This is a genomic window from Pseudomonas sp. Eqa60 (assembly GCF_018326405.1).
GTDB lineage: Bacteria > Pseudomonadota > Gammaproteobacteria > Pseudomonadales > Pseudomonadaceae > Aquipseudomonas > Aquipseudomonas protegens.
Window position 1 is genome coordinate 6,257,501 of the sequence record NZ_AP024342.1, and the last position, 23,106, is coordinate 6,280,606.

23 protein-coding genes (1 of these 23 running past the window's edge) are annotated in these 23,106 nt (G+C 61.1%); 10 read left to right on the forward strand and 13 right to left on the reverse strand.

Annotation, left to right across the window (positions count from 1 at the left end):
- Nucleotides 1-1,155 carry the 5' portion of a tyrosine--tRNA ligase gene (gene tyrS / locus KI242_RS28415; RefSeq protein WP_212805732.1) on the reverse strand. Its footprint begins 45 nt before the window's first position, so the window shows 1,155 of its 1,200 coding nt (coding positions 1-1,155); the start codon lies at nucleotides 1,153-1,155; its stop codon lies off the left edge, out of view.
- Nucleotides 1,156-1,364: 209 nt separating this feature from the next.
- On the opposite strand from tyrS, the gene KI242_RS28420 reads away from it, so the two are divergent.
- A complete protein-coding gene (locus KI242_RS28420; RefSeq protein ID WP_011063787.1) occupies nucleotides 1,365-2,786 on the forward strand; it encodes a peptidoglycan DD-metalloendopeptidase family protein in 1,422 nt (473 codons plus the stop codon).
- Between the two features lie 3 nt (nucleotides 2,787-2,789).
- A complete protein-coding gene (locus tag KI242_RS28425) occupies nucleotides 2,790-3,881 on the forward strand; it encodes an anhydro-N-acetylmuramic acid kinase (RefSeq protein ID WP_053154184.1) in 1,092 nt (363 codons plus the stop codon).
- 70 nt (nucleotides 3,882-3,951) lie between these two features.
- Here KI242_RS28425 and erpA read toward each other — a convergent pair whose 3' ends face one another.
- Nucleotides 3,952-4,302 (reverse strand): iron-sulfur cluster insertion protein ErpA, encoded by a 351-nt coding sequence (erpA, locus tag KI242_RS28430; RefSeq protein ID WP_011063789.1) that lies wholly within the window; start codon nucleotides 4,300-4,302, stop codon nucleotides 3,952-3,954.
- 168 nt (nucleotides 4,303-4,470) lie between these two features.
- Nucleotides 4,471-5,505: an N-acetyl-gamma-glutamyl-phosphate reductase gene (gene argC, locus KI242_RS28435; protein ID WP_053160213.1), complete on the reverse strand. Its 1,035-nt coding sequence runs from the start codon at nucleotides 5,503-5,505 to the stop codon at nucleotides 4,471-4,473.
- A 135-nt stretch (nucleotides 5,506-5,640) separates the two neighbouring features.
- Here argC and hemJ point away from each other — a divergent pair, with 135 nt between their 5' ends.
- From hemJ to coq7, 6 genes are all read left to right on the forward strand, one after another.
- On the forward strand, nucleotides 5,641-6,072 hold the full coding sequence (gene hemJ / locus KI242_RS28440) for a protoporphyrinogen oxidase HemJ (RefSeq protein WP_011063791.1): 432 nt from the start codon (nucleotides 5,641-5,643) through the stop codon (nucleotides 6,070-6,072).
- Between the two features lie 32 nt (nucleotides 6,073-6,104).
- Nucleotides 6,105-7,073 carry a nitronate monooxygenase family protein gene (locus KI242_RS28445; RefSeq protein ID WP_019092762.1) on the forward strand — a complete coding sequence of 323 codons (969 nt, stop codon included), beginning with the start codon at nucleotides 6,105-6,107 and terminating at the stop codon, nucleotides 7,071-7,073.
- A gap of 96 nt (nucleotides 7,074-7,169) precedes the next feature.
- Entirely contained in the window at nucleotides 7,170-8,090 is a 921-nt protein-coding gene (locus KI242_RS28450; protein WP_077934863.1) for a DUF805 domain-containing protein, read from the forward strand.
- Nucleotides 8,091-8,152: 62 nt separating this feature from the next.
- Complete coding sequence (locus KI242_RS28455; RefSeq protein ID WP_015637239.1) at nucleotides 8,153-8,941, forward strand: SDR family oxidoreductase; 789 nt, start codon at nucleotides 8,153-8,155, stop codon at nucleotides 8,939-8,941.
- A gap of 70 nt (nucleotides 8,942-9,011) precedes the next feature.
- On the forward strand, nucleotides 9,012-9,350 hold the full coding sequence (locus KI242_RS28460) for a histidine triad nucleotide-binding protein (protein ID WP_011063795.1): 339 nt from the start codon (nucleotides 9,012-9,014) through the stop codon (nucleotides 9,348-9,350).
- Between the two features lie 127 nt (nucleotides 9,351-9,477).
- Nucleotides 9,478-10,125, forward strand: coding sequence for a 2-polyprenyl-3-methyl-6-methoxy-1,4-benzoquinone monooxygenase (coq7, locus tag KI242_RS28465; protein ID WP_011063796.1), 648 nt, complete (start codon nucleotides 9,478-9,480; stop codon nucleotides 10,123-10,125).
- 72 nt (nucleotides 10,126-10,197) lie between these two features.
- Here the strand turns inward: coq7 and KI242_RS28470 are convergent, their stop codons facing one another.
- Nucleotides 10,198-10,620 (reverse strand): OsmC family protein, encoded by a 423-nt coding sequence (locus tag KI242_RS28470; RefSeq protein WP_212805733.1) that lies wholly within the window; start codon nucleotides 10,618-10,620, stop codon nucleotides 10,198-10,200.
- Nucleotides 10,621-10,856: 236 nt separating this feature from the next.
- Here KI242_RS28470 and crp point away from each other — a divergent pair, with 236 nt between their 5' ends.
- A complete protein-coding gene (crp, locus tag KI242_RS28475) occupies nucleotides 10,857-11,501 on the forward strand; it encodes a cAMP-activated global transcriptional regulator CRP (protein WP_011063797.1) in 645 nt (214 codons plus the stop codon).
- Here the strand turns inward: crp and KI242_RS28480 are convergent.
- The 8 genes from KI242_RS28480 to KI242_RS28515 form a co-directional block, all read right to left on the reverse strand.
- The gene (locus KI242_RS28480; RefSeq protein ID WP_015637240.1) at nucleotides 11,498-12,199 is read right to left on the reverse strand and encodes a lipoate--protein ligase family protein; all 702 of its coding nucleotides are present in this window, start codon (nucleotides 12,197-12,199) and stop codon (nucleotides 11,498-11,500) included. The genes crp and KI242_RS28480 overlap by 4 nt on opposite strands.
- A 67-nt stretch (nucleotides 12,200-12,266) precedes the next feature.
- Complete coding sequence (trpC, locus tag KI242_RS28485; RefSeq protein ID WP_011063799.1) at nucleotides 12,267-13,103, reverse strand: indole-3-glycerol phosphate synthase TrpC; 837 nt, start codon at nucleotides 13,101-13,103, stop codon at nucleotides 12,267-12,269.
- Nucleotides 13,100-14,149, reverse strand: a complete 1,050-nt coding sequence (gene trpD / locus KI242_RS28490) for an anthranilate phosphoribosyltransferase (RefSeq protein WP_011063800.1) — start codon at nucleotides 14,147-14,149, stop codon at nucleotides 13,100-13,102. The genes trpC and trpD overlap by 4 nt, the downstream gene beginning before the upstream one ends.
- Before the next feature lie 9 nt (nucleotides 14,150-14,158).
- A complete protein-coding gene (locus KI242_RS28495; protein ID WP_011063801.1) occupies nucleotides 14,159-14,752 on the reverse strand; it encodes an aminodeoxychorismate/anthranilate synthase component II in 594 nt (197 codons plus the stop codon).
- 888 nt (nucleotides 14,753-15,640) lie between these two features.
- On the reverse strand, nucleotides 15,641-17,272 hold the full coding sequence (locus KI242_RS28500) for an ABC transporter ATP-binding protein (RefSeq protein ID WP_015637242.1): 1,632 nt from the start codon (nucleotides 17,270-17,272) through the stop codon (nucleotides 15,641-15,643).
- A 2-nt stretch (nucleotides 17,273-17,274) separates the two neighbouring features.
- Complete coding sequence (locus tag KI242_RS28505) at nucleotides 17,275-18,102, reverse strand: ABC transporter permease (RefSeq protein WP_011063803.1); 828 nt, start codon at nucleotides 18,100-18,102, stop codon at nucleotides 17,275-17,277.
- A gap of 3 nt (nucleotides 18,103-18,105) precedes the next feature.
- Nucleotides 18,106-19,065: an ABC transporter permease gene (locus KI242_RS28510; protein ID WP_011063804.1), complete on the reverse strand. Its 960-nt coding sequence runs from the start codon at nucleotides 19,063-19,065 to the stop codon at nucleotides 18,106-18,108.
- 52 nt (nucleotides 19,066-19,117) lie between these two features.
- A complete protein-coding gene (locus KI242_RS28515; RefSeq protein WP_011063805.1) occupies nucleotides 19,118-20,719 on the reverse strand; it encodes an ABC transporter substrate-binding protein in 1,602 nt (533 codons plus the stop codon).
- A gap of 238 nt (nucleotides 20,720-20,957) precedes the next feature.
- Between KI242_RS28515 and KI242_RS28520 the strand changes: the two genes are divergently transcribed.
- Nucleotides 20,958-21,398 (forward strand): Rrf2 family transcriptional regulator, encoded by a 441-nt coding sequence (locus KI242_RS28520; RefSeq protein WP_015637243.1) that lies wholly within the window; start codon nucleotides 20,958-20,960, stop codon nucleotides 21,396-21,398.
- A 152-nt stretch (nucleotides 21,399-21,550) separates the two neighbouring features.
- On the opposite strand, the gene trpE is transcribed toward KI242_RS28520, so the two are convergent.
- Nucleotides 21,551-23,038, reverse strand: a complete 1,488-nt coding sequence (gene trpE, locus KI242_RS28525; protein ID WP_011063807.1) for an anthranilate synthase component I — start codon at nucleotides 23,036-23,038, stop codon at nucleotides 21,551-21,553.
- Nucleotides 23,039-23,106: the final 68 nt, after the last annotated feature.

The following is a 23,106-nucleotide window of genomic DNA, read 5'->3' on the forward strand; positions in this document are numbered from 1 at the left end:
TTGGCACACATGGGTTGAACCTACTGCATATATATAGGTGCGATCGACAACCTCACCATCCACCCGCACACCACCCGAACCTAGAAGATCCCGAGCCACCGCGGCGTTCTTCACCAGCCCTGCCTTATTAAGGACAGCCGCAATCGGCATATCCTCGGCAGCAACCAGCTCGATTTCCGGCAGATCATCAGGCAGCTCGCCATCTTTCATGCGATTACCTGCGGCACGGTGAGCATTTGCAGCAGCCTCTTCACCATGGAAGCGCGCAACAATCTCTTCGGCCAGCTTGATCTTGATGTCACGCGGGTTAGCGCCAGCATCTACATCCGCCTTGAATGCATTGATCTCATCCATGGAGCGGAAGCTGAGCAACTCGAAGTAACGCCACATCAACGCATCAGGAATGGACACCAGCTTGCCGTACATCACGCCAGGCGCCTCCTGGATACCGACATAGTTACCCAGAGACTTGGACATCTTCTTGACGCCATCCAACCCTTCGAGCAATGGCATGGTCAGAATGCACTGAGCCTCCTGACCGTAACCGCGCTGCAGCTCACGCCCCATCAGCAGGTTGAACTTCTGGTCGGTACCGCCCAGCTCGACATCGGCGCGCAATGCCACCGAGTCATAGCCTTGCACCAACGGATACAGGAACTCATGAATGGCAATCGGCTGATTGGTCGAATAGCGCTTGTCGAAGTCGTCGCGCTCGAGCATCCGCGCAACGGTGTACTGGGAAGTTAGACGAATGAAGTCCGCCGGTCCCATCTTGTCCATCCAGGTGGAGTTGAAAGCCACCTCAGTCTTGGCAGGATCAAGAATCTTGAAAACCTGGCTTTTATAGGTATCTGCGTTTTCCAGGACCTGCTCGCGAGTCAAGGGTGGGCGCGTGGCACTTTTGCCACTGGGGTCACCGATCATGCCGGTGAAGTCGCCAATCAGGAAGATTACCTGGTGACCCAAGTCCTGAAACTGACGCAGCTTATTAATAAGTACGGTATGCCCGAGATGCAGATCCGGCGCCGTCGGATCGAAGCCAGCCTTAATGCGCAGCGGTTCGCCGCGCTTGAGCTTCTCGATCAACTCGGACTCGACCAACAACTCTTCCGCACCACGTTTGATCAGCGCTAGCTGCTCTTCAACCGACTTCATAACAGACCCGCAAGGCTCAGATTCAAAAGGGAACCAACCATACAAGATCATGGACTAATTACAAGTTTTGCCCGGCGTACGGGAGCATTCCGAAAGCAGAGTGCCCGCGCCCTTGCGTCACAGATGATTTGGTTATATTTTATACAGTTATTTCATCTTCATCATGTCATTCATCTTTTCCATTTCATCTTTTCAAAGTCAAATTACCTATGACCACCGAACCGTCTAAAGCGCCACCGCTTTATCCGAAGAGCCACCTGCTCGCCGCAAGTGGCATCGCGGCCCTTCTCAGCTTGGCCCTTCTGGTATTTCCATCCAGTGATGTAGAAGCAAAAAAAACGACATTGAGCCTTGATCTGGAAAGCCCGATCGAGCAACTGACACAAGATCAAGACGCCGCATCCACCGAACAAGCCACAAGCGAGGCCGTTGCCTCACCTTTCGCACAGATCGAAAACACCGCCGAAGACACCACGCAAACCGCAGAAACCGCACCTGTGCCTGCTGCCGTGGAGGAGCCAAAAGCCCCCGGCCACAGGGAAGTTCTGGTCACCAAGGGCGACACCCTCTCCACACTCTTTGAAAAGGTTGGCCTGCCAGCCACTTCTGTCCATGAAGTACTAGCCAGCGACAAGCAGGCCAAGCAGTTCTCCCAGCTCAAGCATGGCCAGAAGCTGGAGTTCGAGCTGACGCCTGATGGCCAACTGAACAACCTGCACAGCAAGGTCAGCGACCTGGAAACCATCACCCTGACCAAAGGCCCCAAGGGCTTTACGTTCAGCCGCGTGATCACCAAGCCAGTGGTTCGTTCTGCCTATGTCCACGGCGTCATCAACAGCTCGCTTTCGCAGTCTGCCGCACGCGCCGGGCTGTCCCACAGCCTGACCATGGATATGGCCAACGTTTTCGGCTACGACATCGACTTCGCTCAGGATATTCGCCAGGGTGACGAATTCGACGTGATCTATGAGCAAAAAGTCGCCAACGGCAAGGTAGTCGGTACAGGCAATATCCTCTCCGCGCGCTTCACTAACCGTGGCAAGACCTACACCGCAGTGCGCTACACCAACAAACAGGGTTCCAGCAGCTACTACACCGCTGATGGCAACAGCATGCGCAAGGCCTTCATCCGTACACCGGTGGACTTCGCGCGCATCAGCTCGCGCTTTTCCATGGGCCGCAAGCACCCGATCCTGAACAAGATCCGTGCCCACAAGGGCGTGGACTATGCCGCGCCACGGGGCACGCCAATCAAGGCTGCCGGTGATGGCAAGGTGCTGCTAGCTGGCCGTCGTGGCGGTTATGGCAATACCGTGATCATCCAGCACGGCAACACCTACCGCACCCTGTACGGCCATATGCAGGGCTTTGCCAAGGGTGTGAAGACTGGCGGCTCGGTGAAACAGGGCCAGGTCATCGGCTATATCGGTACCACCGGGCTGTCCACCGGACCGCACCTGCACTATGAGTTCCAGGTCAACGGTGTCCACGTGGATCCGCTGGGCCAGAAGCTGCCCATGGCCGACCCGATCGCCAAGGCCGAACGAGCACGCTTCCTGCAGCAGAGCCAGCCTCTGATGGCCCGGATGGATCAGGAAAAGGCCACGATGCTGGCCTCCAGCAAGCGCTAAGCCATGGCGCTCTATATAGGTGTGATGTCCGGTACCAGCCTTGATGGCCTGGACATCGCCCTGATCGAGCAAAGCCCGGCGCTCAGATTGGTCGCCACTCGCTACATCCCCATGCCCGATGCCCTGCGCGCCGAACTCCTGGGTTTGTGCGCCAGTGGCCCCGACGAGATCGCCCGTTCCGCCATCGCCCAACAGCACTGGGTCGAACTGGCCGCCCAGGCCATCAACCAGCTTCTGCAACAACAGCAACTGCACCCTCAAGACATTCGCGCTATCGGCAGCCACGGACAAACCGTGCGCCATGAGCCAAGCCGCGGGTTCACGGTGCAGATCGGCAACCCAGCCCTGCTCACTGAGCTGACCGGGATCACTGTCGTCAGCGACTTCCGCAGCCGCGACGTGGCAGCGGGCGGGCAAGGCGCGCCGCTGGTTCCGGCCTTTCACGAAGCCCTGTTCGACCAGCGCCCGGGAAACCGCGCCGTGCTGAACGTTGGCGGGTTCAGCAACCTGAGCCTGATCGAAACCGCCAAGCCGGTGGCCGGATTCGACTGTGGCCCGGGCAACGTCCTGCTCGATGCCTGGATCCAGGCCCAACGCGCAGAGAACTTCGACCGCAATGGCCAGTGGGCTGCCAGCGGCCAGGTTGATCCGCCCCTCCTGCAAGCCCTGCTCAGCGACCCGTTCTTCGCCACCCAAGGCCCGAAGAGCACCGGGCGCGAGGTATTCAATCTTGATTGGCTACAGCGGCATCTGAGGGCACGGGGCGCTATTGCCGCCGAAAACGTGCAGGCTACCCTTCTCGAACTGACAGCTCTAACCATCGTCGATTCGCTGCAGAGCGCTCAAAGTGACACCCAGGAGCTGCTGGTGTGCGGCGGCGGCGCGCATAACGCAGCGCTCATGGGCCGCCTGGCAGCCCTCCTCCCGCAAACACGGGTCAGCAGCACTGCGGCGTATGGCGTAGATCCCGACTGGGTAGAGGCTATGGCGTTTGCCTGGCTGGCCCACTGCTGCCTGGAAGGCATCGCTGCCAACCGGCCCAGCGTCACCGGCGCCCGTGGCCTGCGTGTACTAGGCGCCATCTACCCGGCTTGAACAGCAGACAGCAAAACGCCGCAGGATCCCAGGCCCCTGCGGCGTTCGGCGAATGGCTACTGCCGGCTGGTCAGATCGAGAACGACGACCCGCAACCACAGGTAGTGGTGGCATTGGGGTTCTTGATCACGAACCGCGAACCTTCCAGGCCTTCCTGGTAGTCCACTTCAGCACCGGCCAGGTACTGGAAGCTCATCGGATCGACCACCAGGCTCACGCCCTCGCGCTCGACGATGGTGTCATCCTCGGCCACTTCCTCATCGAAAGTGAAACCGTACTGAAACCCCGAACAACCGCCGCCCGTAACGAATACGCGCAGCTTCAAGCGATCATTACCCTCTTCATCGACCAGGGTCTTCACCTTGTGCGCTGCACCTTGAGTGAATTGCAAAGCCGTGGGGGTGAAGGATTCAACGCTCATGCTGACTATCTCCCGGCGTTAAGCCGCCATACTGCGTAATGACGCGCATTATCCGCTTCTCCCAGAAAAGCGGTCAACTATTGTTACGGTATATCAATAGTCGTACAGCCACCCGTATAAAGCAGAAAGGCCCGTCAGACGGGCGTTTTTGTTCACGCAAAAACGACGTTAAGGCAGCATGCCCGCGTGGGACAGCCCCAGACGCTCATCCAGGCCGAACAGGATATTGAGGTTCTGCACCGCCTGGCCCGAAGCGCCCTTGACCAGGTTGTCGATGACCGACAGTACCACTACCAGATCATCATCCTGCGGCCGGTGCACGGCAATCCGGCACACGTTGGCACCCCGCACACTGCGGGTCTCCGGATGGCTGCCGGCCGGCATTACATCGACAAACGGCTCATTGGCATAACGCTTCTCGAACAACGCCTGCAGATCCACCGACTTATCCACCACCGTGGAGTAGAGCGTGGAGTGGATACCGCGAATCATCGGCGTCAGGTGCGGTACGAACGTCAGGCCAACTTCCTTGCCTGCTGCCCGGCGCAGGCCCTGACGGATTTCCGGCAAATGACGGTGCCCCTTGACCGCATAGGCCTTCATGCTCTCGGAAGTTTCCGAGTACAGCGACCCGACGCTGGCCCCACGGCCAGCACCGCTGACACCGGATTTGCAGTCGGCGATCAGCCGGGAAGTGTCGGCAAGACCGGCTTCCAGCAGCGGCAGGAAACCGAGCTGGGTTGCGGTTGGATAGCAGCCAGGAACCGCAATCAAACGGGCTTCCTTGATCTGTTCGCGATTGACTTCCGGCAGGCCGTAGACCGCTTCCTCCAGCAATTGAGGGGCACCGTGAGGCTGACCGTACCACTTGGCCCACTCATCGGCATCCTGCAGGCGGAAGTCTGCCGATAGGTCGATGACCTTGGTCCCCGCAGCCAGCAGTTCGCCAGCCAGTGCATGCGCCACGCCATGGGGGGTGGCAAAGAACACCACGTCACAGGCACCAAGGGTCTTGATATCCGGCACGCTGAACGCCAGGCCGTCGTAATGGCCACGCAGGTTCGGGTACATGTCAGCAACGGCCAGGCCAGCCTCGGATCGCGAAGTGATGACTTCCACTCGCGCTTGCGGATGCTGTGCCAACAGACGCAGCAGTTCGACACCGGTGTAACCCGTGCCGCCGACGATACCGACCTTGACCATAAACCTGCCCTCAACGAACCCACTGGAAAGCTGCCGATAATAGGGGCGGCGCGCCCCTGCGACAACCGTCAAGGTGACGTGCGGACGCTCTACCCTCTACTATCTTCGCCACCGTGAACCTGGGAATAACTAAAAATGCTCTATCTATGGCTCAAAGCCTTTCATATCGTCAGCGTGGTCTGCTGGTTTGCCGGCCTTTTCTACCTGCCACGCCTGTTCGTTTACCACGCCCAAAGCGAGGACAGCATCAGCCGCGAGCGCTTCTGCCTGATGGAACGCAAGCTGTACCGCTTCATCATGGGGCCTGCGATGATCGCGGCACTGATCTTTGGCATCTGGCTGATCAGCCTCAACCCCAGCGCGTATTTCGGCCAGGGCGGCTGGATGCACGCCAAACTGACCTTGGTGGTCATCCTCATCGGCTATCACCACATGTGCGGCGCGCAAGTGAAGCGCTTCGCCCGTGGCGAAAACACCCGCAGCCATGTCTTTTATCGCTGGTTCAATGAAGTACCGGTTCTGATATTGCTGGCTATTGTAATTTTGGTCGTTGTACGGCCGTTCTAACTCTAACTAGTCGCTTCCCTGGGGGTACTCCAATGTCACTGCCCGCTTTGCTCGAACAACGTCTGCGCCTGCCCCTGGTGGCCGCGCCGATGTTTCTGATCTCCAACCCGGAACTGGTCCTGGCCTGCTGTCGCAATGGTGTGGTGGGTAGCTTTCCCGCCCTCAATCAGCGCGAAAGCAGCGGTTTCAAGGCCTGGCTGGAGGAGATCGAAGCGGGCCTGGCCAAGCTGGAGAACCCTGCTCCCTACGCCGTGAACCTGATCGTGCACAACAGCAATCCACGGCTGCAGGCCGACTTGCAGATCTGCATCGAGCACAAGGTACCGATCGTCATCACCAGCCTCGGCGCGGTCAAGGAAGTAGTGGACGCCGTGCACAGCTACGGCGGCCTGGTATTTCATGACGTGACCACCCGCCGGCACGCAGAGAAAGCCGCCGAGGCGGGTGTCGATGGGCTGATCGCCGTCGCAGCCGGAGCGGGTGGCCATGCAGGCACCTGGAGCCCCTTCTCTCTGGTCGCCGAGATCCGCCAGTTCTTCGACAAGACCCTGCTACTGGCCGGCTGCCTGAACCGGGGCCACGAGATTCTTGCCGCACAGCTGCTTGGCGCCGACCTTGCCTACTTGGGCACCCGCTTTATCGGTACCACCGAAAGCCACGCACCGGATGCCTATAAAGAGATGCTACTCAGCTCTCGAGCCGCCGACATCGTGCATACCGCCGCGGTTTCTGGAGTACCTGCCAGCTTCATGCGCCAAAGCCTGGAGAACGCAGGTTTCGACCTGGCCGCCCTGCAAGGCAAAGGTGAGATCAACTTCGGCTCCAAGCTCAAACCCATCAGTGATGAGGCAAAAGCCTGGAAAACCGTCTGGTCCGCAGGCCAGGGGGTCTGTGAAATCGACGACCTGCCCAGCGTCGACCAATTGATCGCGCGCCTGGACAGCGAATATCAGGCGGCCCAGCAACGCGCCAGCCAACTGAGCAAACGCTGGCCACGTTAACCCGTTCTCATTAGTTTTTTGGCCAGCCGAGGGGCGCTGGCCTTAAACTGTCGGTCTTTTATGTAAACCTTCTTTTCAAGTGACAGGGATGCCCCCATGAGCGAAACCCGCTACAAGATCGTTTTCGACGGCACATTGCTGCCCGGCGTGGAAAAAGCCACTGCCCAACTGAACCTCGCCGAACTGTTCAAAAGCGATACGGCCGCCGTAGAACGCCTGTTCAGCGGCCAGCAGGTGGAGCTCAAGCGCGACCTGACGCAGGCCGACGCCCAGCGCTATCTGGAAGCATTGAAGAACGCCGGGATCGATGCCCGCATCGAATCCGAGCAGGCCCTGAAGCTGGATCTAGACGCAGTAACCCCCACACCCAGGGCCAGCAGCCTCAGCGAGTCGCCCTATGCGCCCCCGCAAGCCGTAGTAGGCGATGCAATCCCACAATACGCCGCACTCAACGTATTCAGCTTCGAAGGCCGTATCGGTCGCCTGCGCTACCTGGCCTGGACTCTGGTCCTGACGGTGGCCATGCTGGCCGTGGTCGGGGTAGGCGCCTTCTTCGGTATCCTGTCCGCGGCGGTGTTCAATTCCACCCTGCTCACCGGCCTGGGAATTGTCGGCGGCATCGTGGTCTTCATCGGTTTCCTCGTGGTCAGCATTCAGATCAGCGTGCAGCGCCTGCACGATCTCGGCTGGTCGGGCTGGCTGTGGCTGCTGAACTTCGTGCCCATCGTCGGCAGCATCTTCCCTCTGGTGCTGATGGTCAGCCCGGGCAGCAACGTGGCCAACCGCTACGGCGCCCCACCACCGCCCAACACCACCGCCGTCAAGGTGCTGTCCTGGATGTGGGTCGTCCTGATCGTCGCACTGATCGTGGGCATGGTGGCCGGCGGCCTGAGCTCCCTGGAAGATCGCTACAGCGAAACCAGCTACAGCGAAAGCATCGACTCCAGCAGCGCCGATGAAGATGCCGAACCCGCCGATATCGCCGCCCCTGTAGAATCCGAGTCCGAGCAAGAATAAACGCGCCCGGGCCTGCGACCCTCCCCCGTCGCAGGCCGCCGGCCGTTGCGATGGAGAAATGCATGACCCGTTACGCTCTGATCACTGGTGCTTCCAGCGGCATAGGCCTGGCCCTGGCCGAAGCACTGGCCCGGCGCGGCCGTAACTTGATTCTCGTGGCCCGTCAGCGTGATCAGCTGGAATGCATCGCCCTGGAATTGACCCAGCGCTTCGGCGTCGAAGTGCTGTTCCGCGCCTGCGACCTGGGCGAACCACTGCGCCTGTCCGGTTTCCTGCTGGAGCTGGAGGAGGGTGACCGGCAGATCGACCTGCTGGTCAATTGCGCCGGCATCGGCACCAGCGGCCCGTTCCTGGCCCAGGACTGGATGACCGAGCAGGACCTGATCGAGGTCAACATCCTCGCCCTCACCCGCCTGTGTCATGCCCTGGGCAACAGCATGGCGCTGCTGGGCGGCGGGCAGATCCTCAATGTCGCCTCGGTGGCAGCCTTCTATCCCGGCCCCTGGATGAGCAGCTACTACGCCAGCAAGGCCTATGTCCTGCATTTCTCCGAAGGGTTGCGCGAAGAATTGAAGAAGTGCGCGGTGAAGGTCTCGGTACTCTGCCCGGGGCCGACCCGCACCGCATTTTTCCGCACCGCACAAATGGACACCACCAAACTCAAGGACAGCAAGCTGCTCATGAGCCCCGAGGAGGTCGCGCTGTATGCGATCCGCGCCCTGGAAAAGAACCGCGCCATCATCATTCCCGGCCGCCTGAACCGCTGGATGGCCTTCAGCGCCCGCCTGAGTTCACGCTGGCTGACCCGCAAGATCGTCGGTTACGTCAATCGGGCCTACTGCCCACGTTAAGAGTCGGGGCTGGGCGCACCTTGTGCACCTGAGTACACTCGGCCCGGACCAACCCAATGGAGAAACAGCTGTGGATACTCTGTTCACCAAGATCATCAACAGAGAAATACCCGCGAAGATCATCTACGAGGACGACCAGGTTCTGGCCTTCCACGATATTGCCCCGCAAGCGCCGGTGCATTTCCTGGTGATCCCGAAGAAACCCATCCGTACCCTCAACGACCTCACCGAGGACGACAAGACCCTGGCCGGACACATTCTGTTCACCGCCCAGCGCCTGGCCAAGGAGCAAGGCTGCGAAGACGGCTTCCGGGTGGTCATGAACTGCAACGAGCTGGGTGGGCAGACCGTGTATCACATTCACATGCACGTGCTGGGTCAGCGCCAGATGAACTGGCCGCCGGGCTGATTGCCCCCACCCACCCCTTGCGCAGCGCCCTCTCGGACCATCGAGGACGAGGGTGCGCTGATCCAGCGCAGTTTTCGCTCCTTTGATTGGAGTAAACTGGCCGCCGAGATTTCTCCCGGAGATAAGCATGACTACCCAACGTCACTACTCGCCGATCGACCGCCTGCTGTTGCAAGCCGATATGGCGATGCGCACGCTGCTGCCTTTCAGCGGCCAACCTTATCGCCCGTCGCCGGCCATCGTGCAGCCGGAAGCGCAGATGAGTGACGAGGACACCCGGCACGTGGCCGGCCTGATGCGCATCAACCACACCGGGGAAGTCTGCGCCCAGGCGCTGTACCAGGGCCAGGCCCTGACCGCCAAGCTGCCTCAGGTACGCCAGGCCATGGAACATGCCGCCGAAGAAGAAATCGACCACCTGGCCTGGTGCGAACAGCGCATCCGCCAGTTGGGCAGCCACCCGAGCGTGCTCAACCCGCTGTTCTACGGTTTGTCCTTCGGCATCGGCGCCGCGGCAGGCCTGATCAGCGACAAGGTCAGCCTGGGGTTCGTTGCCGCCACTGAAGACCAGGTGTGCAAGCACCTGAACGAGCATCTGGAGCAACTGCCGGCCGAAGACGAAAAGTCCCGAGCGATTCTCGAACAGATGCGCATCGACGAAGAACATCATGCTGAAACCGCGCTCGAAGCCGGCGGGTTCCGCTTCCCGGCACCGGTGAAATTCGGCATGAGCCTGCTGGCCAAGGTCATGACCAAGAGCACCTACCGGATCTGATTCCAAACCACGGGCATCAAAAAGGGCGCTATCGAAGCGCCCTTTTCTTTTACCGCCAGAATCCGCGCGGGTTCAGCCCAGCTCGACGATTTCGTAATCATGAGTGATGGCCACACCGGCCGCGCCGAGCATGATAGACGCCGAGCAGTATTTCTCGGCAGACAGCTCGATGGCCCGCTTGACCTGGGCTTCTTTGAGGCCTCGGCCCTTTACCACGAAATGCATGTGGATCTTGGTGAAGACCTTGGGGTCTTCGGTGGCACGCTCGGCATCCAGGAACACCTCGCAGCTATCAACCGCCTGGCGCGACTTCTTGAGAATGCTGACCACATCGAAGTTGCTGCAACCGCCCACGCCGAGCAGGAGCATTTCCATAGGGCGAACACCCAGGTTGCGGCCACCGGCTTCCGGCGGGCCATCCATCACCACTACGTGGCCACTGCCCGATTCGCCGAGGAACATGGCTTCGCCAGCCCATTGGATGCGTGCCTTCATCGCCAAGACTCCACTGTTAAAAAAGGGTCGCCAGCTTAGCACAGGGTTTTCCAGCCACAGCGCTTTGACCGTTTGTCCCTCAATACCGGTTTTCGATAAGAAAAATCTTAATTGAGCCAAGGACGTGTCTGTTAAGCTGACGCCAAATGACTGGCGCATCGCCAGCGTTCAACACCTTCGTTTTACGCCCCATAAAAAAAACACCTCATACCGTGCAGTCTTTTCGGGATACAACCATGGTTGCTATTGCCCCCACCCCCAAGATCAAAAATCTCGACAAGTTGCTCATGCACTGTCAACGCCGCCGGTATCAGGCCAAGAGCAACATCATCTGCGCCGGTGATGTGTCCGACAGCCTGTACTTCATCATCAAGGGCTCGGTGACCATCCTCATCGAAGACGATGACGGTCGGGAGATGATCATCGCCTACCTCAATGCCGGAGACTTCTTCGGCGAACTGGGGCTCTTCGAAGAGGCCGGCCATGAGCAGCAGCGCAGCGCCTGGGTGCGCGCCAAGGTAGAGTGCGAGGTTGCCGAGATCAGCTACGCCAAGTTCCGCGAACTGTCGCAGAACGACCCGGACATCCTCTATGTGCTCAGCGGGCAGATCGCCCAGCGCCTGCGCAACACCACGCGCAAGGTCGGCGACCTGGCATTCTTCGACGTGACCGGGCGGGTGGCCCGCTGCCTGCTGGAGCTGTGCAAGCAACCGGACGCCATGACCCACCCGGATGGCATGCAGATCAAGATCACCCGCCAGGAAATCGGCCGGATCGTCGGTTGTTCACGGGAAATGGTCGGTCGCGTCCTCAAGGATCTGGAAGAACGCAACCTGGTTCACGTCAAGGGCAAGACCATGGTGGTATTCGGCACCCGCTAATCCCCAAGGAAGCCCTTGAGCATCTGCCGGTACAGGCTCTCCAGCCGCACTAGCGCATCGGGCGCCGCAAAGGCCTCGTGCAGGGCGATATGACTTTCGGCCCGGCAGCGCTGTTCCAGGCCACAGGCCTGATTGAAAGTATTGACCGCGTTCACCATCGAATCGCGTTCGTTATCCAGCAGCAAGGCACCATGCACCAGGCCCACTGGCCGCTGGCCACCCTTGCTCTGACGCCAGCGCTGGGCGGTGCCGACCATCTTGCGCCCGTCCAGGTTGACGTTGAAGCGACCATCGCAGAACGCCCCTTCCACTTCGCCCAATGACGGGTTGCCCCCCAGCTCGCTGAGCAGGTCGCAGATCGGCTGACACAGGCGCCGGTACGCGGTTTCGATCCGGCCCTGATCCCCTTCGCTGCGCGGCGGGGCGTAGACCAGTGCGATGTTCACCGTGGCCGCCGACTGCGGCACCGGCTCGCCGCCGGTTTCGCGCAACAGCACCGGCCAGCCGTTGGCGGCCGACTCCTCGCAGGCCCGTTCAAATCCAGGCAGGCGGCTCAAGCGCCGAGGCATCACCAGCGCCCGGTCACTGGGCTGCCAGAACAGCAGGCCGAACTCTTGTTCACCGGTACACACCAGGGCCAGCAGATCTTGCTCGGCCTGCAGGCCGGCTTCGACAGTCAAGGCAAGGGGTTGAGTCATGGCAGTAGAAATCCTTGGCGATAGGCATGAAAAAGCCGGCATCGCCGGCTTGTTCATTGTCACGGGTTCAGTCCAGGGTCGAGCCGCTGACCGGCACGCCGCGCTCAGGGAAGAACAGACGCTGCAATTCGCTGCCCGGGCTTTCGGCACGCATGAACGCCTCACCCACCAGGAACGAATAGACATCGCTGATTTCCATCAGCTCGACATCGGCACGGTTGAGGATGCCGCTCTCGGTAATCACCAGGCGCTCGCGGGGAATGCGTGGCAGCAGGTCGAGGGTGGTCTCCAGATTGACTTCGAAGGTGTGCAGGTTGCGGTTGTTGACCCCAACCAGCGGTGTGTCGAGGGTCTTCAACGCCCGCTCCAGCTCATCACCATCATGCACTTCCACCAGCACATCCAGGCCAACGCCCTTGGCCACCGCCGCCAGCTCCGCCATCCGCGCGTCATCCAGCGCAGCGACAATCAGCAATACGCAGTCGGCGCCCAGGGCACGGGCTTCGACGATCTGGTACGGGTCGATCATGAAGTCCTTGCGGATCACCGGCAGCTTGCAGGCGGCGCGGGCCTGCTGCAGGTACGCATCGGCACCCTGGAAGTAATCGACATCGGTCAGCACGGACAGACAAGTGGCACCGCCTTTCTCGTAGCTCTTGGCAATGTCCGCCGGAACGAAGTTCTCACGGATCACGCCTTTGCTCGGCGAAGCCTTCTTGATCTCGGCTATCACTGCCGGCTGCTTGAGCTTGACCTGATCCTGCAAGGCCCGGGCGAAACCCCGTGGTGCATCGGCAGCACGCGCCAGGGTTTCCAGCTCGGCCAGGCTGACGCGGGCGCTGCGCTCGGCAACCTCCTCGGCTTTACGGGCGAGGATTTTTTCCAGAACTGTCGGCACACTCATCCTTCATTCTCCTGCTTGAACACCGCGGTAAAGGCACCCAGCTCTTCGAGCTTCTCCCGGGCCAGGCCGGTGTGCAAGGCGTCGTGAGCCAGGGCCACGCCCTCTTTCAGGCTACTGGCATGATCGGCGGCATACAGCGCCGCACCCGCATTGAGCACAATCATTTCGGCGGCCTTCTGGCCATGCTCGGTCTTGCGGCGCCCCAGGGCATCGCGGATCAGCTCCAGGGAGGCCGCCGGGCTTTCCACCACCAGGCCGAACAGACTCTGGCTCTTCATGCCCAGATCCTCGGGCTGTACCCAGTACTCGGTGATCTGGTCATTCTTCAGCTCGGCCACATAGGTGGGCGCAGCCAGGCTGAACTCGTCCAGACCATCCTGGGAATGCACCACCAGAACGTGCTTGCTGCCCAGGCGTTGCAAGACTTCGGCCAAGGGCCGGCACAACGCCTGAGTGAACACGCCTACCACCTGATGCTTGACTCCGGCCGGATTCGTAAGCGGGCCGAGCATGTTGAACAGGGTGCGCAGGCCAAGGTCGCGACGCGGGCCGGCGGCATATTTCATCGCCCCGTGATGGGACTGGGCAAACATGAAGCCGATGCCGACGTTATCGATGCAGCGCGCCACCTGGACCGGGGTCAGGTTCAAATAGATCCCTGCCGCTTCCAGCAGGTCGGCGCTGCCGCTCTTGCCGGACACCGCGCGGTTGCCGTGCTTGGCCACAGTGCAACCGGCCGCTGCGACCACAAAGGAGGAAGCCGTGGACACGTTGAAGATGTTCGCCCCGTCGCCGCCGGTGCCCACTACATCCACCACGCCATCCAGGGTTTTCAGCTCGACCCGGTCCGCCAGCTCGCGCATTGCCGATACCGCACCGACGATCTCGTCGATGCTTTCGCTTTTCATGCGCATGGCCATCATGAAGGCGCCAATCTGCGCATCGGTGCATTGGCCGGTCATGATTTCACGCATTACCGAACGCATTTCTTCGGTGCTCAGGTCCAGGTGGCCGACGATACGGCTCAAGGCAGTCTTGATATCCATGAAAAGTCCTTAGCGCGTGCCGCCGCTCTGTTTGAGAAAGTTGGCGAACAGCTCGTGGCCCTGCTCGGTGAGAATAGACTCGGGGTGAAATTGCACCCCCTCGATATTCAGCGTCTTGTGGCGCAACCCCATGATCTCGTCGACGGAGCCGTCTTCCAGCTGGGTCCAGGCCGTGACTTCGAGGCACTCGGGCAAGCTCTCGTGCTTGACCACCAGCGAGTGGTAACGGGTTACGGTCAGCGGCATGTTCAGGCCGTTGAACACCCCCAGGTCACGGTGGAACACCGGGCTGGTCTTGCCGTGCATCACTTGCCGGGCACGCACCACCTGGCCGCCAAAGGCCTGGCCGATGGACTGATGCCCCAGGCATACGCCGAGAATCGGCAGCTTGCCGGCGAAATGCTTGATCGCCTCGATGGAAATACCGGCTTCGGTCGGCGTGCAAGGCCCGGGCGAGACCACGATGCGCTCGGGCTTGAGCGCCTCGATCTGAGCCACGGTCAGTTCGTCATTGCGCACTACCTTCACCTCAGCTCCCAACTCGCCCAGGTACTGGACGACGTTGTAGGTGAAGGAGTCGTAGTTATCAATCATCAGCAGCATACATGCTCCAACTTATTGATTTTAAAGTAGGTGTGCATGCAACTCAGGGTGTCGATATGCACATTGATATACACAAGCGCAGTGGAGCGTGCCGGGCGAGCTTGCGCACCCGAATGCTGCAAGCTGTCGGCAGGGCAGACAAGGTGATGGAATTGAACCGCCTTATCTATGCAATGTCGCTCAGCTCGCCACGCCATCGTCGGCCATCGCCAGCGCAAGCCGGCAGAACGTTGGGCATGACGATGCACCCGATGGCATTGCCGCCGGGCGAAGGTGTACTGCGTGGGGAGACTGATTGGCATGCAGCGTTCTCCTGGGGTTTGGAGCCGCCGTGCCGGAGAGCTATTAGATCCTTGATCCCTGCTTGCCGATTACGGCGGCAGGGTTCGGTTAAAAAACCGCAACGACGTGCCGCTTCCTATTGGAAGCGCCACCACTGACTAAAACGAATCGTTGCAATGTAAAGCATAGGACCTAACCGTAATTGAGCACTCGACGGCGTTCCGCAGCCGAGCTTCGAGGCGCGATTGTACCGTTCATCAAGGGGCTGCGTCGATTGCAATTTGCCGCTGGGTCTTGCGGCACTCACTCCGATGGTTGATACCTGCCCCACTCCGTTGGAGCGCAATGCATGGCTGGCCCCGCGTATGCCGTGCGCTCCAGAGCGCCGGGCGGCACGACATGCAAACCGTTTTGCGCAGCCCGCCTCGGCAGCTGGCTTGGAGGCCCTTTAAACGCCACAAGTCCATCACCGAAACGGCGCGGTTCGTAATGTGGTGGCCGCCTGCTTGCTCTCCTTTGTCGTGCGGCTCAAGGGGCATTACGCCTCTGCCAGAACAGGAAGCACGGCCACTTGATCAAAGGGGCGCTATTCTTACCATGGCCAAGTCAGGAAACCAGCGCCCTTTTCTCCAGCAAATGGTCGAGCCAGTCCGGATCCATTTCTGGCTCACTGGAGAACAACAAGCCGGTGTAGTCGCGGTACGGCGGGGTAAAGATCTCCTCCCGGCAGCCGTGATCGACCACCTTCCCACGCTGCATCACCAGTACCTCGTCGGCAATGGCGCGCACGGTGGCGACGTCGTGGGTGATGAACAAGTAGGCCACGCCCAGTTGCTGCTGGATGCGGTTGAGCAGCTTCAGAACGCCTTCGGCCACCAGTTGGTCGAGGGCCGAGGTGACTTCGTCGCAGATGATCAGTTGCGGCTCGGCCGCCAGAGCCCGGGCGATACAGATTCGCTGCTTCTGCCCGCCAGACAGTTCGCGGGGCTGGCGATCCATGTACAACGCCGGGTCCAGCTCGATCATCTCCAATAGCTCGGCGACCCGCTGGCGCAGCGCCTGGCCCTTGAGGCCGAGGTAGAAACTCAGCGGCCGGCCGATGATGTCGACGATGCGCTGGCGCGGGTTGAGCGCGGTGTCGGGGATCTGGTAAATCATCTGCAATCGGCGCAATTGCTCCTTGCTGCGCTGGCGATAATCAGCTGGCAGCGCTTTTCCGTCATACAACACCTGGCCGCTGGTCGGCGGCAACAACCCGGTGATCAAGCGTGCCGTAGAGCTCTTGCCGCTGCCCGACTCGCCGATCACCGCCAGGGTCTGGCCACGATAGAGCTTGAGCGAGACATCATGCAGCACCGGCTGATGGCCGTAGCTGGCGCTGGCCTTGCGTACCTCCAGCAGCGGTGTTGCCTGCGGTGGGCACGGCTTGGGTTCGGTGCGCAAGCTACGTACTGCCCACAGCGATTTGGTGTAATCCTGCTGCGGGGCGTCGAGCATGGTCCGGGTGTCGGCCTCCTCCACCAACTTGCCGTGACGCAGAACCATGATGCGATCGGCCATTTGCGCCACCACTGCCAGGTCGTGGCTGATGTACAAGGCGGCGCTCCCGTAGGTTTTCACCGCATCGCGAATCGCCACCAGCACTTCGATCTGGGTGGTGACATCCAGCGCCGTGGTCGGTTCGTCGAAGATGATCAGGTCCGGGTGGCAGGCCATGGCCATGGCGGTCATCACCCGTTGCAACTGACCGCCGGAGACCTGGTGCGGGTAGCGCTGGCCGATCTGCTCGGGGTTGGGCAGACGCAGTATGCGGTAGAGCTCCACTGCTTCGGCTTGTGCCTTGGCACGGTCGATACCAGCGTTCCTTACCGCGGTTTCGACATGCTGGTCGATCAGCCGGTGCGCGGGGTTGAACGAGGCCGCCGCGCTTTGCGCGACATAGGCGATACGCAGGCCGCGCAGCTTGCGCAGGGCTTCGGGCTTGGCGCCCACCAGTTCCTGGCCATCGAAGCGCACCGAGCCACCCGTGATACGGCAACCGTCGCGCACATAACCCATGGAGGCCAGGCCCAGAGTCGACTTTCCCGCCCCCGATTCACCAATCAGGCCCAGTACTTCGCCCCGCTGCAAGCTCAAGTCGATGCCTTTGATCAGCGGGTGCCAAGCGTCCTGATAATGGCCTTCAATACGCAGGTCGTGGATTTCCAGTAGCGGCTTGTCACTTGGATGAACGGTCATGCTCAGCACTCCTTCAGGCCGCTGGAAAGATGCAGCACCCAGTCCACGACAAAGTTGACGCTGACGGTGATCAGCGCCACTGCCAGGGCCGGCAGCAGCGGGCTGATATCGCCGAAGGTGATCAGCACGGCATTGTCGCGGACCATGCTGCCCCAGTCGGCGGTCGGCGGCTGGATGCCCAGGCCCAGGAACGACAACGCACTGATGAACAGAAACACGAAGCAAAAACGCAGGCCGAACTCGGCAATCAGCGGCGCGGCGGCATTGGGCAGCACCTCGCGGCTGACCAGCCACCACAGCCCTTCCCCACGCAGCCGGGCGGCCTCGACGAAGTCCTGGACCACCACGGTCATCGCCACCGCCCGTGACAGGCGAAACACCCGGGTGGCATCCAGCAGCGCGATCACCAGCACCAGCGAGGTGGCGTTGGTGCCGACCACGCTGAGGATCAGCAAGGCAAAGATCAGCTGCGGGATGGCCATGAGGATATCCACCAGCCGCGACAGGCCCTGGTCGATCCAGCCGCCCCTGATCGCCGCTACCAGCCCGCAGAAACCGCCGACGGCAAAGGCCAATAGCGTCGTCAGGAAGGCAATCCCCAGAGTGTTGCGCGCGCCATACACCAGGCGGCTGAACATGTCGCGGCCCAGGTTATCGGTACCCAGCAGGAACTGCCCGCCCCAGGGCGCAAAACCTTCGCCGACCACTTCAGTCTCGCCATACGGCGCCAGCACCGGCGCGAACAGCGCCACCAGTATGTAGGCAACAATCACCAGCAGGCCGAACTGGGCGCTCATGGGCGCCCGCAACAACGCTTTGATCAGGCTCATGGCTTACCCCTTCGGATGCATCAGGCGTGGGTTGCTGGCAATCGACAGCACGTCGGCCGTGGTATTGAGCAGGATGTAGGTGGCGGCGAAGATCAGGCTGCAGGCCTGCACCACCGGGATATCGCGCTTGGACACCGAGTCGACCAGTAACTGGCCGAGCCCCGGATAGACGAACACCACCTCGACCACCACCACGCCGACCACCAGGTAGGCCAGGTTCAGTGCCACCACATTGATGATCGGTGCCAGGGCATTGGGCAAGGCGTGGTGGAAGATGATCCGCGCCTGGCTGATGCCCTTGAGCCGGGCCATCTCGATATAGGGGCTGGCCAGCACGTTGATCAAGGCCGCGCGGGTCATGCGCATCATTTGCGCGACCACCACCAGGCTCAGGGTCAGCACCGGCAGTAGCGAGCGCTCCAGCACCTCGGCGAACGATGCCCCCGGAGCCAGGTTGGAGATACTCGGCAACCAGTTGAGCTTGACCGCGAACACCAGGATCAGGATATAGGCGACGAAAAACTCCGGGAACGACACCGCGCTCAGGGCGCTGGTGTTGAGCAGGCGGTCGAACCAACTGTTGCGGTACAGCGCCGCGAGCATGCCCAGCAGCAAGGCTACCGGCACCGACACCAGCGCCGCCAGCAAGGCCAGGGTAAAGGTGTTGCCCAGGCGCGTGCCGATCAGCTCGGCAATCGGCCGCTGGTTGGCCAGCGACAGGCCCAGGTCACCGTGCAGCAGTTGCCAGGCCCAGTGGCCGAAGCGGGTCAGCGGCGGCAGGTCCAGGCCCAGTTGGGCACGGAAGGCAGCGACGGTCTCGGGAGTTGCCGCCTGGCCGAGCATGGCCTGGGCGACATCGCCCGGGAGCATGCCAACGGCCAGGAAGATGATCACCGACACCGCCAACAGCGACAACAGGCCCAGGGCCAGGCGCTGGAGCAACAGTTTGCAAAGGCTATTCACCGTACAGCTCCTCGAACAGGATCAACGAAGAAAGGTGCAAAAAGTGTCGGGCTTACGCCTGCCACCAGCGCTCGATCAAGCGCAGGCCGTCGAGCTCGCCATAGGGCGCGGTCAGCCCGCCGTGGGCCACGCGCTTGGAGCGTGCGGCCACGGAGCTTGCGAACAGCGGCACGATCGCCCCGCCCTCGTCACGGCACAGGGCCTGCATTTCGTTGTACATCTCCTGGCGCAGCGGCGCGTTCATCTCGCCGCGAGCGGCGTTGAGCAGCTGGTTGAAACGGGCGTTGTCCCAGTGCGTCTCGTTCCATGCCGCGCCCTTGGCGTAGCCGATGCTGAACATGCGGTCGGCGGTCAGGCTGCTGTACCAGAACGAGGTGGTGAAGGGCTGCTTCATCCACACATTGGAAAAAAAGCCGTCGGCAGGTTCGCGCACCACGTCGATGTCGATACCGGCCTGGCGTGCCTGCTCCTTGAACAGCACCGAGGCATCCACCGCGCCGGTGTAAGCGGCATCAGAGGCCTGCAGGCGCACCTTGAGAGAGTCGACCCCGGCCTGGCGCAGGTAGAAACGCGCCTTGTCCGGGTCATAGCCACGCTGCTCCAGGGCGCTGTTGATGAAGCGACTACCGGGCTGGATCGGGTGGTCGTTGCCAATCTGGCCATAGCCATAAAGCACCGAGGCCAGCAGGGTTTCGCGGTTGATCGCATGTTTGAGCGCCAGACGGATGTTGTTGTCCTGGAACTGCTGGCTGTCGGTCAGCATCGGGAAGGTGTAGTGCTGGGCTCCCTTGGTCTCTTCGATGACCAGATTGGGGTTGCGCTTGAGCAAGGCGACAGTCTTGAGATCGACCTTGTTGATCACATCGACCTGGCCGGTGACCAGGGCGTTGACCCGCGCGGCGCCATCGGCGATGGCCAGCAGCTCGGCGCTGGCGAAATGCGCGCGGCCGGCTTTCCAGTAATCCGGGCTGCGCTCAAGGTCCATGCGCACGCCGGGTTCGAAGCCCTTGAGGCGATAACCGCCGGTGCCGATCCCGGCCTGCCAGTCGGCGGCGCCGTCCTTGGCGGGCATGATCACCAGGTGATAATCGGCCACCACGTAGGCGAAGTCGGCATTGCCCGAATGCAGTTCGAACACCACGGTGTCATTGCCCTGGGCGCTGACCTTGGCAACATCGCCGAGCACGGTCTTGGCCGCCGAGGTGGACTTGTCGCCCAGGTGATGCCCGATTGAGGCGACCACATCGCCGGCATCCAGAGTCTTGCCGTTATGGAAGGTCACCCCCTGGCGCAAGGTGAAGGTCCAGATGCGTGCATCGGGGCTGGATTCCCAGCGCTCGGCAAGCTCGGGGATCGCCGTGCCATCGACGCCGATTTCGCTCAGGGTGTTGTACACCGCCGAGAAACCGACAAAGGTAAAGGTGTCGCTCCATGAACCTGGATCACGAGAATCGGTAGTACTGCCACCGGCCAGGCCCATGCGTAGCACGCCGCCCGCTTTCGGGGTGGCCTCCCCGGCCCAGCCGCGTTGCGGCAAGCCCATTGAAAACGCCCCGGCCACGGCAACCGCCGCTGCGCTGTACTTGAGAAAATCCCGACGCGGCAGGCCGCTGTCGTGCATCGCTTGAGTTATTTTGTTGTTGTTATCGCTCATGGCATTGCCTCTGTTGAACCGCAGAGAAAAGGATTCAGCCGACCTCGCACGCACTGATGCTAAATATTTGTAATTGTCATCGTGACAAATACATTAAGCTCAAAAACAGGTCGCTGCCAATCCCCTTCTCTTTACGAGCGAGGCTCTTGCTAGGCGGGGTTTTGTCAGTACTATCGGTTCGAAGGGGCAGATCGGAATGTCGCTACTGCCCTACCACTGAAGAGAGAATTCAAACTAGATGAGTCAGTCGACCCGCCTGATCACCGCCTCATACATCCTCTCGTTCGTAGCGGCCAACGCGCCGCAGAGGTTGCGTACCGAGACCATTGCCAAGTGGGTCAAGACTCATCCCACCCGGGTACGCAGTCTCGTGTCGTTGATGGTCAAAGCCAATATTCTGAAGTCATGGCGCGGCGCCCACGGCGGCCTGACCCTCGCACGCCCAGCCAGCGATATCACCTTGCGTGAGGTCTATGACGCCGTACAGGAAAGCTCGCTGATCGCCGAGAAGATCGACAACCCGTTCTCAGGCATGGAAGAACATTGCAAGGTATTCGATGTATTCACCCGCCTGTTCGCCATGCTTGAAGCCAACATGCGCCTGGACCTTGGCACTATCACCGCAGACCAACTGTTCGTTGCCTTCGAAAAGCCGCAGGAAAATATCAGGCAGGCCTAAGACCTTAGGGCGCAATGCTCGGGACCTTCATCAGCGCAACAGCTGGGCGCTTATCGCTCCCGCGCTCGATTGATATACACCACAGCACTGGATTTCATGAGGACCTGATAGACATCAGGATCCTCATAAAACCAATCAACGACAGCAACTCCTCAAGCCTTGGATGCAGGGGTCTGTTCCGCCAGTGCCACGGCACGGAACATTGCGCGACGCTTGTTCAGCGTCTCTTCCCACTCCAGGGTCGGCACCGAGTCGGCAACAATCCCGCCGCCGGCCTGTACATGCAGCTCGCCGTTCTTGATCACCGCCGTGCGAATGGCAATGGCGGTGTCCATGTTGCCGTTCCAGGCGAAGTAACCCACGGCGCCGCCATAGATCCCACGCTTGACCGGTTCCAGCTCGTCGATGATTTCCATCGCACGGATTTTCGGTGCGCCGGACAGGGTGCCCGCCGGCAGGATCGCCCGCAGCGCATCCATGGCCGTCAGCCCGGCCTTGAGCTGGCCGGTGACGTTGGAAACGATGTGCATCACGTTGGAATAGCGCTCGATGACCATCTTTTCGGTGAGTTTCACCGAACCGATTTCCGAGACCCGACCGGTGTCGTTGCGTCCCAGGTCGATCAGCATCAGGTGCTCGGCGATCTCCTTGGCGTCCGACAGCAGGTCCTGCTCCAGGGCCAGGTCGGCCTCCTCGGAGGCGCCCCGCGGGCGGGTACCGGCGATCGGCCGCACAGTGATCAGGTTGTCTTCGACCCGCACCAGCACTTCCGGCGAGCTGCCCACTACGTGGAAATCACCGAAGTTGAAGAAGTACATGTAAGGGGTCGGGTTGAAGCAGCGCAGCGCCCGGTACAGGTCGATGGGCGCCGCCGAAAAATCGATGGACATGCGCTGGGACGGCACCACCTGCATGCAGTCACCGGCCAGGATGTATTCCTTGATGGTGTCCACGGCCCGTTCATAGTCAGCCTGGGTAAAGCTGGAGCGGAACAGCGGATCGGCGGCCAGCTGCTTGCTGAAATCCAGGCCCGGACGCGGAGTGATCGGCTGGCGCAGTTGCGCCAGCAATTCCTGCAAACGTGCCTGGCCGGCTTCGAAGGCGTTGTCCTGGCCAGGGTCGGCCAGCACGATGGCGTGCACCTTGCCCGCCAGGTTGTCGAACACCACTACCGCGTCGGAGACCATCAGCAGGATATCCGGCACACCGATCGGATCCGGGTTCGGGCACGGGCCCAGGCGCGGCTCGACATAACGCACGCAGTCATAGCCGAAATAGCCCACCAGGCCACCGTTGAAACGCGGCAGGCCGGCAATGGTCGGGACGTTGTAGCGGGCTTTGAATTCCTCGACGAAGGCCAGCGGGTCGGCCACTTCGTGACTTTCGATCTCCACGCCATCATGGGTCACGCTGACCTGGAAGCCGTGCACCCGCAGCACAGTGCGGCACGGCAGGCCGATGATCGAGTAACGCCCCCACTTCTCACCGCCCTGCACCGACTCCAGCAGATAGGAGTTGGGCTGGTCGGCCAGTTTCAGGTAGATCGACAGCGGGGTATCGAAGTCGGCAAGGGTTTCGCAGGCCAGCGGGATACGGTTGTAACCGGCTGCGGCCAAACGCAGGAATTCTTCGCGAATCATGGGGTGCCTCGTGGCTTGAGGGTCTAACAGTCAGGTATGCAAACGCGCCGGCGGGGCCGGCCAGACAA

What these genes read in the sequence shown, in the direction of transcription:
- KI242_RS28420 (WP_011063787.1), top strand. Translation starts at nt 1,365, where the DNA reads ATGACCACCGAACCGTCTAAAGCGCCACCGCTTTATCCGAAGAGCCAC.
- KI242_RS28425 (WP_053154184.1), top strand. Translation starts at nt 2,790, where the DNA reads ATGGCGCTCTATATAGGTGTGATGTCCGGTACCAGCCTTGATGGCCTG.
- erpA (WP_011063789.1), bottom strand. Translation starts at nt 4,302, where the DNA reads ATGAGCGTTGAATCCTTCACCCCCACGGCTTTGCAATTCACTCAAGGT.
- argC (WP_053160213.1), bottom strand. Translation starts at nt 5,505, where the DNA reads ATGGTCAAGGTCGGTATCGTCGGCGGCACGGGTTACACCGGTGTCGAA.
- hemJ (WP_011063791.1), top strand. Translation starts at nt 5,641, where the DNA reads ATGCTCTATCTATGGCTCAAAGCCTTTCATATCGTCAGCGTGGTCTGC.
- KI242_RS28445 (WP_019092762.1), top strand. Translation starts at nt 6,105, where the DNA reads ATGTCACTGCCCGCTTTGCTCGAACAACGTCTGCGCCTGCCCCTGGTG.
- KI242_RS28450 (WP_077934863.1), top strand. Translation starts at nt 7,170, where the DNA reads ATGAGCGAAACCCGCTACAAGATCGTTTTCGACGGCACATTGCTGCCC.
- KI242_RS28455 (WP_015637239.1), top strand. Translation starts at nt 8,153, where the DNA reads ATGACCCGTTACGCTCTGATCACTGGTGCTTCCAGCGGCATAGGCCTG.
- coq7 (WP_011063796.1), top strand. Translation starts at nt 9,478, where the DNA reads ATGACTACCCAACGTCACTACTCGCCGATCGACCGCCTGCTGTTGCAA.
- KI242_RS28470 (WP_212805733.1), bottom strand. Translation starts at nt 10,620, where the DNA reads ATGAAGGCACGCATCCAATGGGCTGGCGAAGCCATGTTCCTCGGCGAA.
- crp (WP_011063797.1), top strand. Translation starts at nt 10,857, where the DNA reads ATGGTTGCTATTGCCCCCACCCCCAAGATCAAAAATCTCGACAAGTTG.
- KI242_RS28480 (WP_015637240.1), bottom strand. Translation starts at nt 12,199, where the DNA reads ATGACTCAACCCCTTGCCTTGACTGTCGAAGCCGGCCTGCAGGCCGAG.
- trpC (WP_011063799.1), bottom strand. Translation starts at nt 13,103, where the DNA reads ATGAGTGTGCCGACAGTTCTGGAAAAAATCCTCGCCCGTAAAGCCGAG.
- trpD (WP_011063800.1), bottom strand. Translation starts at nt 14,149, where the DNA reads ATGGATATCAAGACTGCCTTGAGCCGTATCGTCGGCCACCTGGACCTG.
- KI242_RS28495 (WP_011063801.1), bottom strand. Translation starts at nt 14,752, where the DNA reads ATGCTGCTGATGATTGATAACTACGACTCCTTCACCTACAACGTCGTC.
- KI242_RS28500 (WP_015637242.1), bottom strand. Translation starts at nt 17,272, where the DNA reads ATGACCGTTCATCCAAGTGACAAGCCGCTACTGGAAATCCACGACCTG.
- KI242_RS28505 (WP_011063803.1), bottom strand. Translation starts at nt 18,102, where the DNA reads ATGAGCCTGATCAAAGCGTTGTTGCGGGCGCCCATGAGCGCCCAGTTC.
- KI242_RS28515 (WP_011063805.1), bottom strand. Translation starts at nt 20,719, where the DNA reads ATGAGCGATAACAACAACAAAATAACTCAAGCGATGCACGACAGCGGC.
- KI242_RS28520 (WP_015637243.1), top strand. Translation starts at nt 20,958, where the DNA reads ATGAGTCAGTCGACCCGCCTGATCACCGCCTCATACATCCTCTCGTTC.
- trpE (WP_011063807.1), bottom strand. Translation starts at nt 23,038, where the DNA reads ATGATTCGCGAAGAATTCCTGCGTTTGGCCGCAGCCGGTTACAACCGT.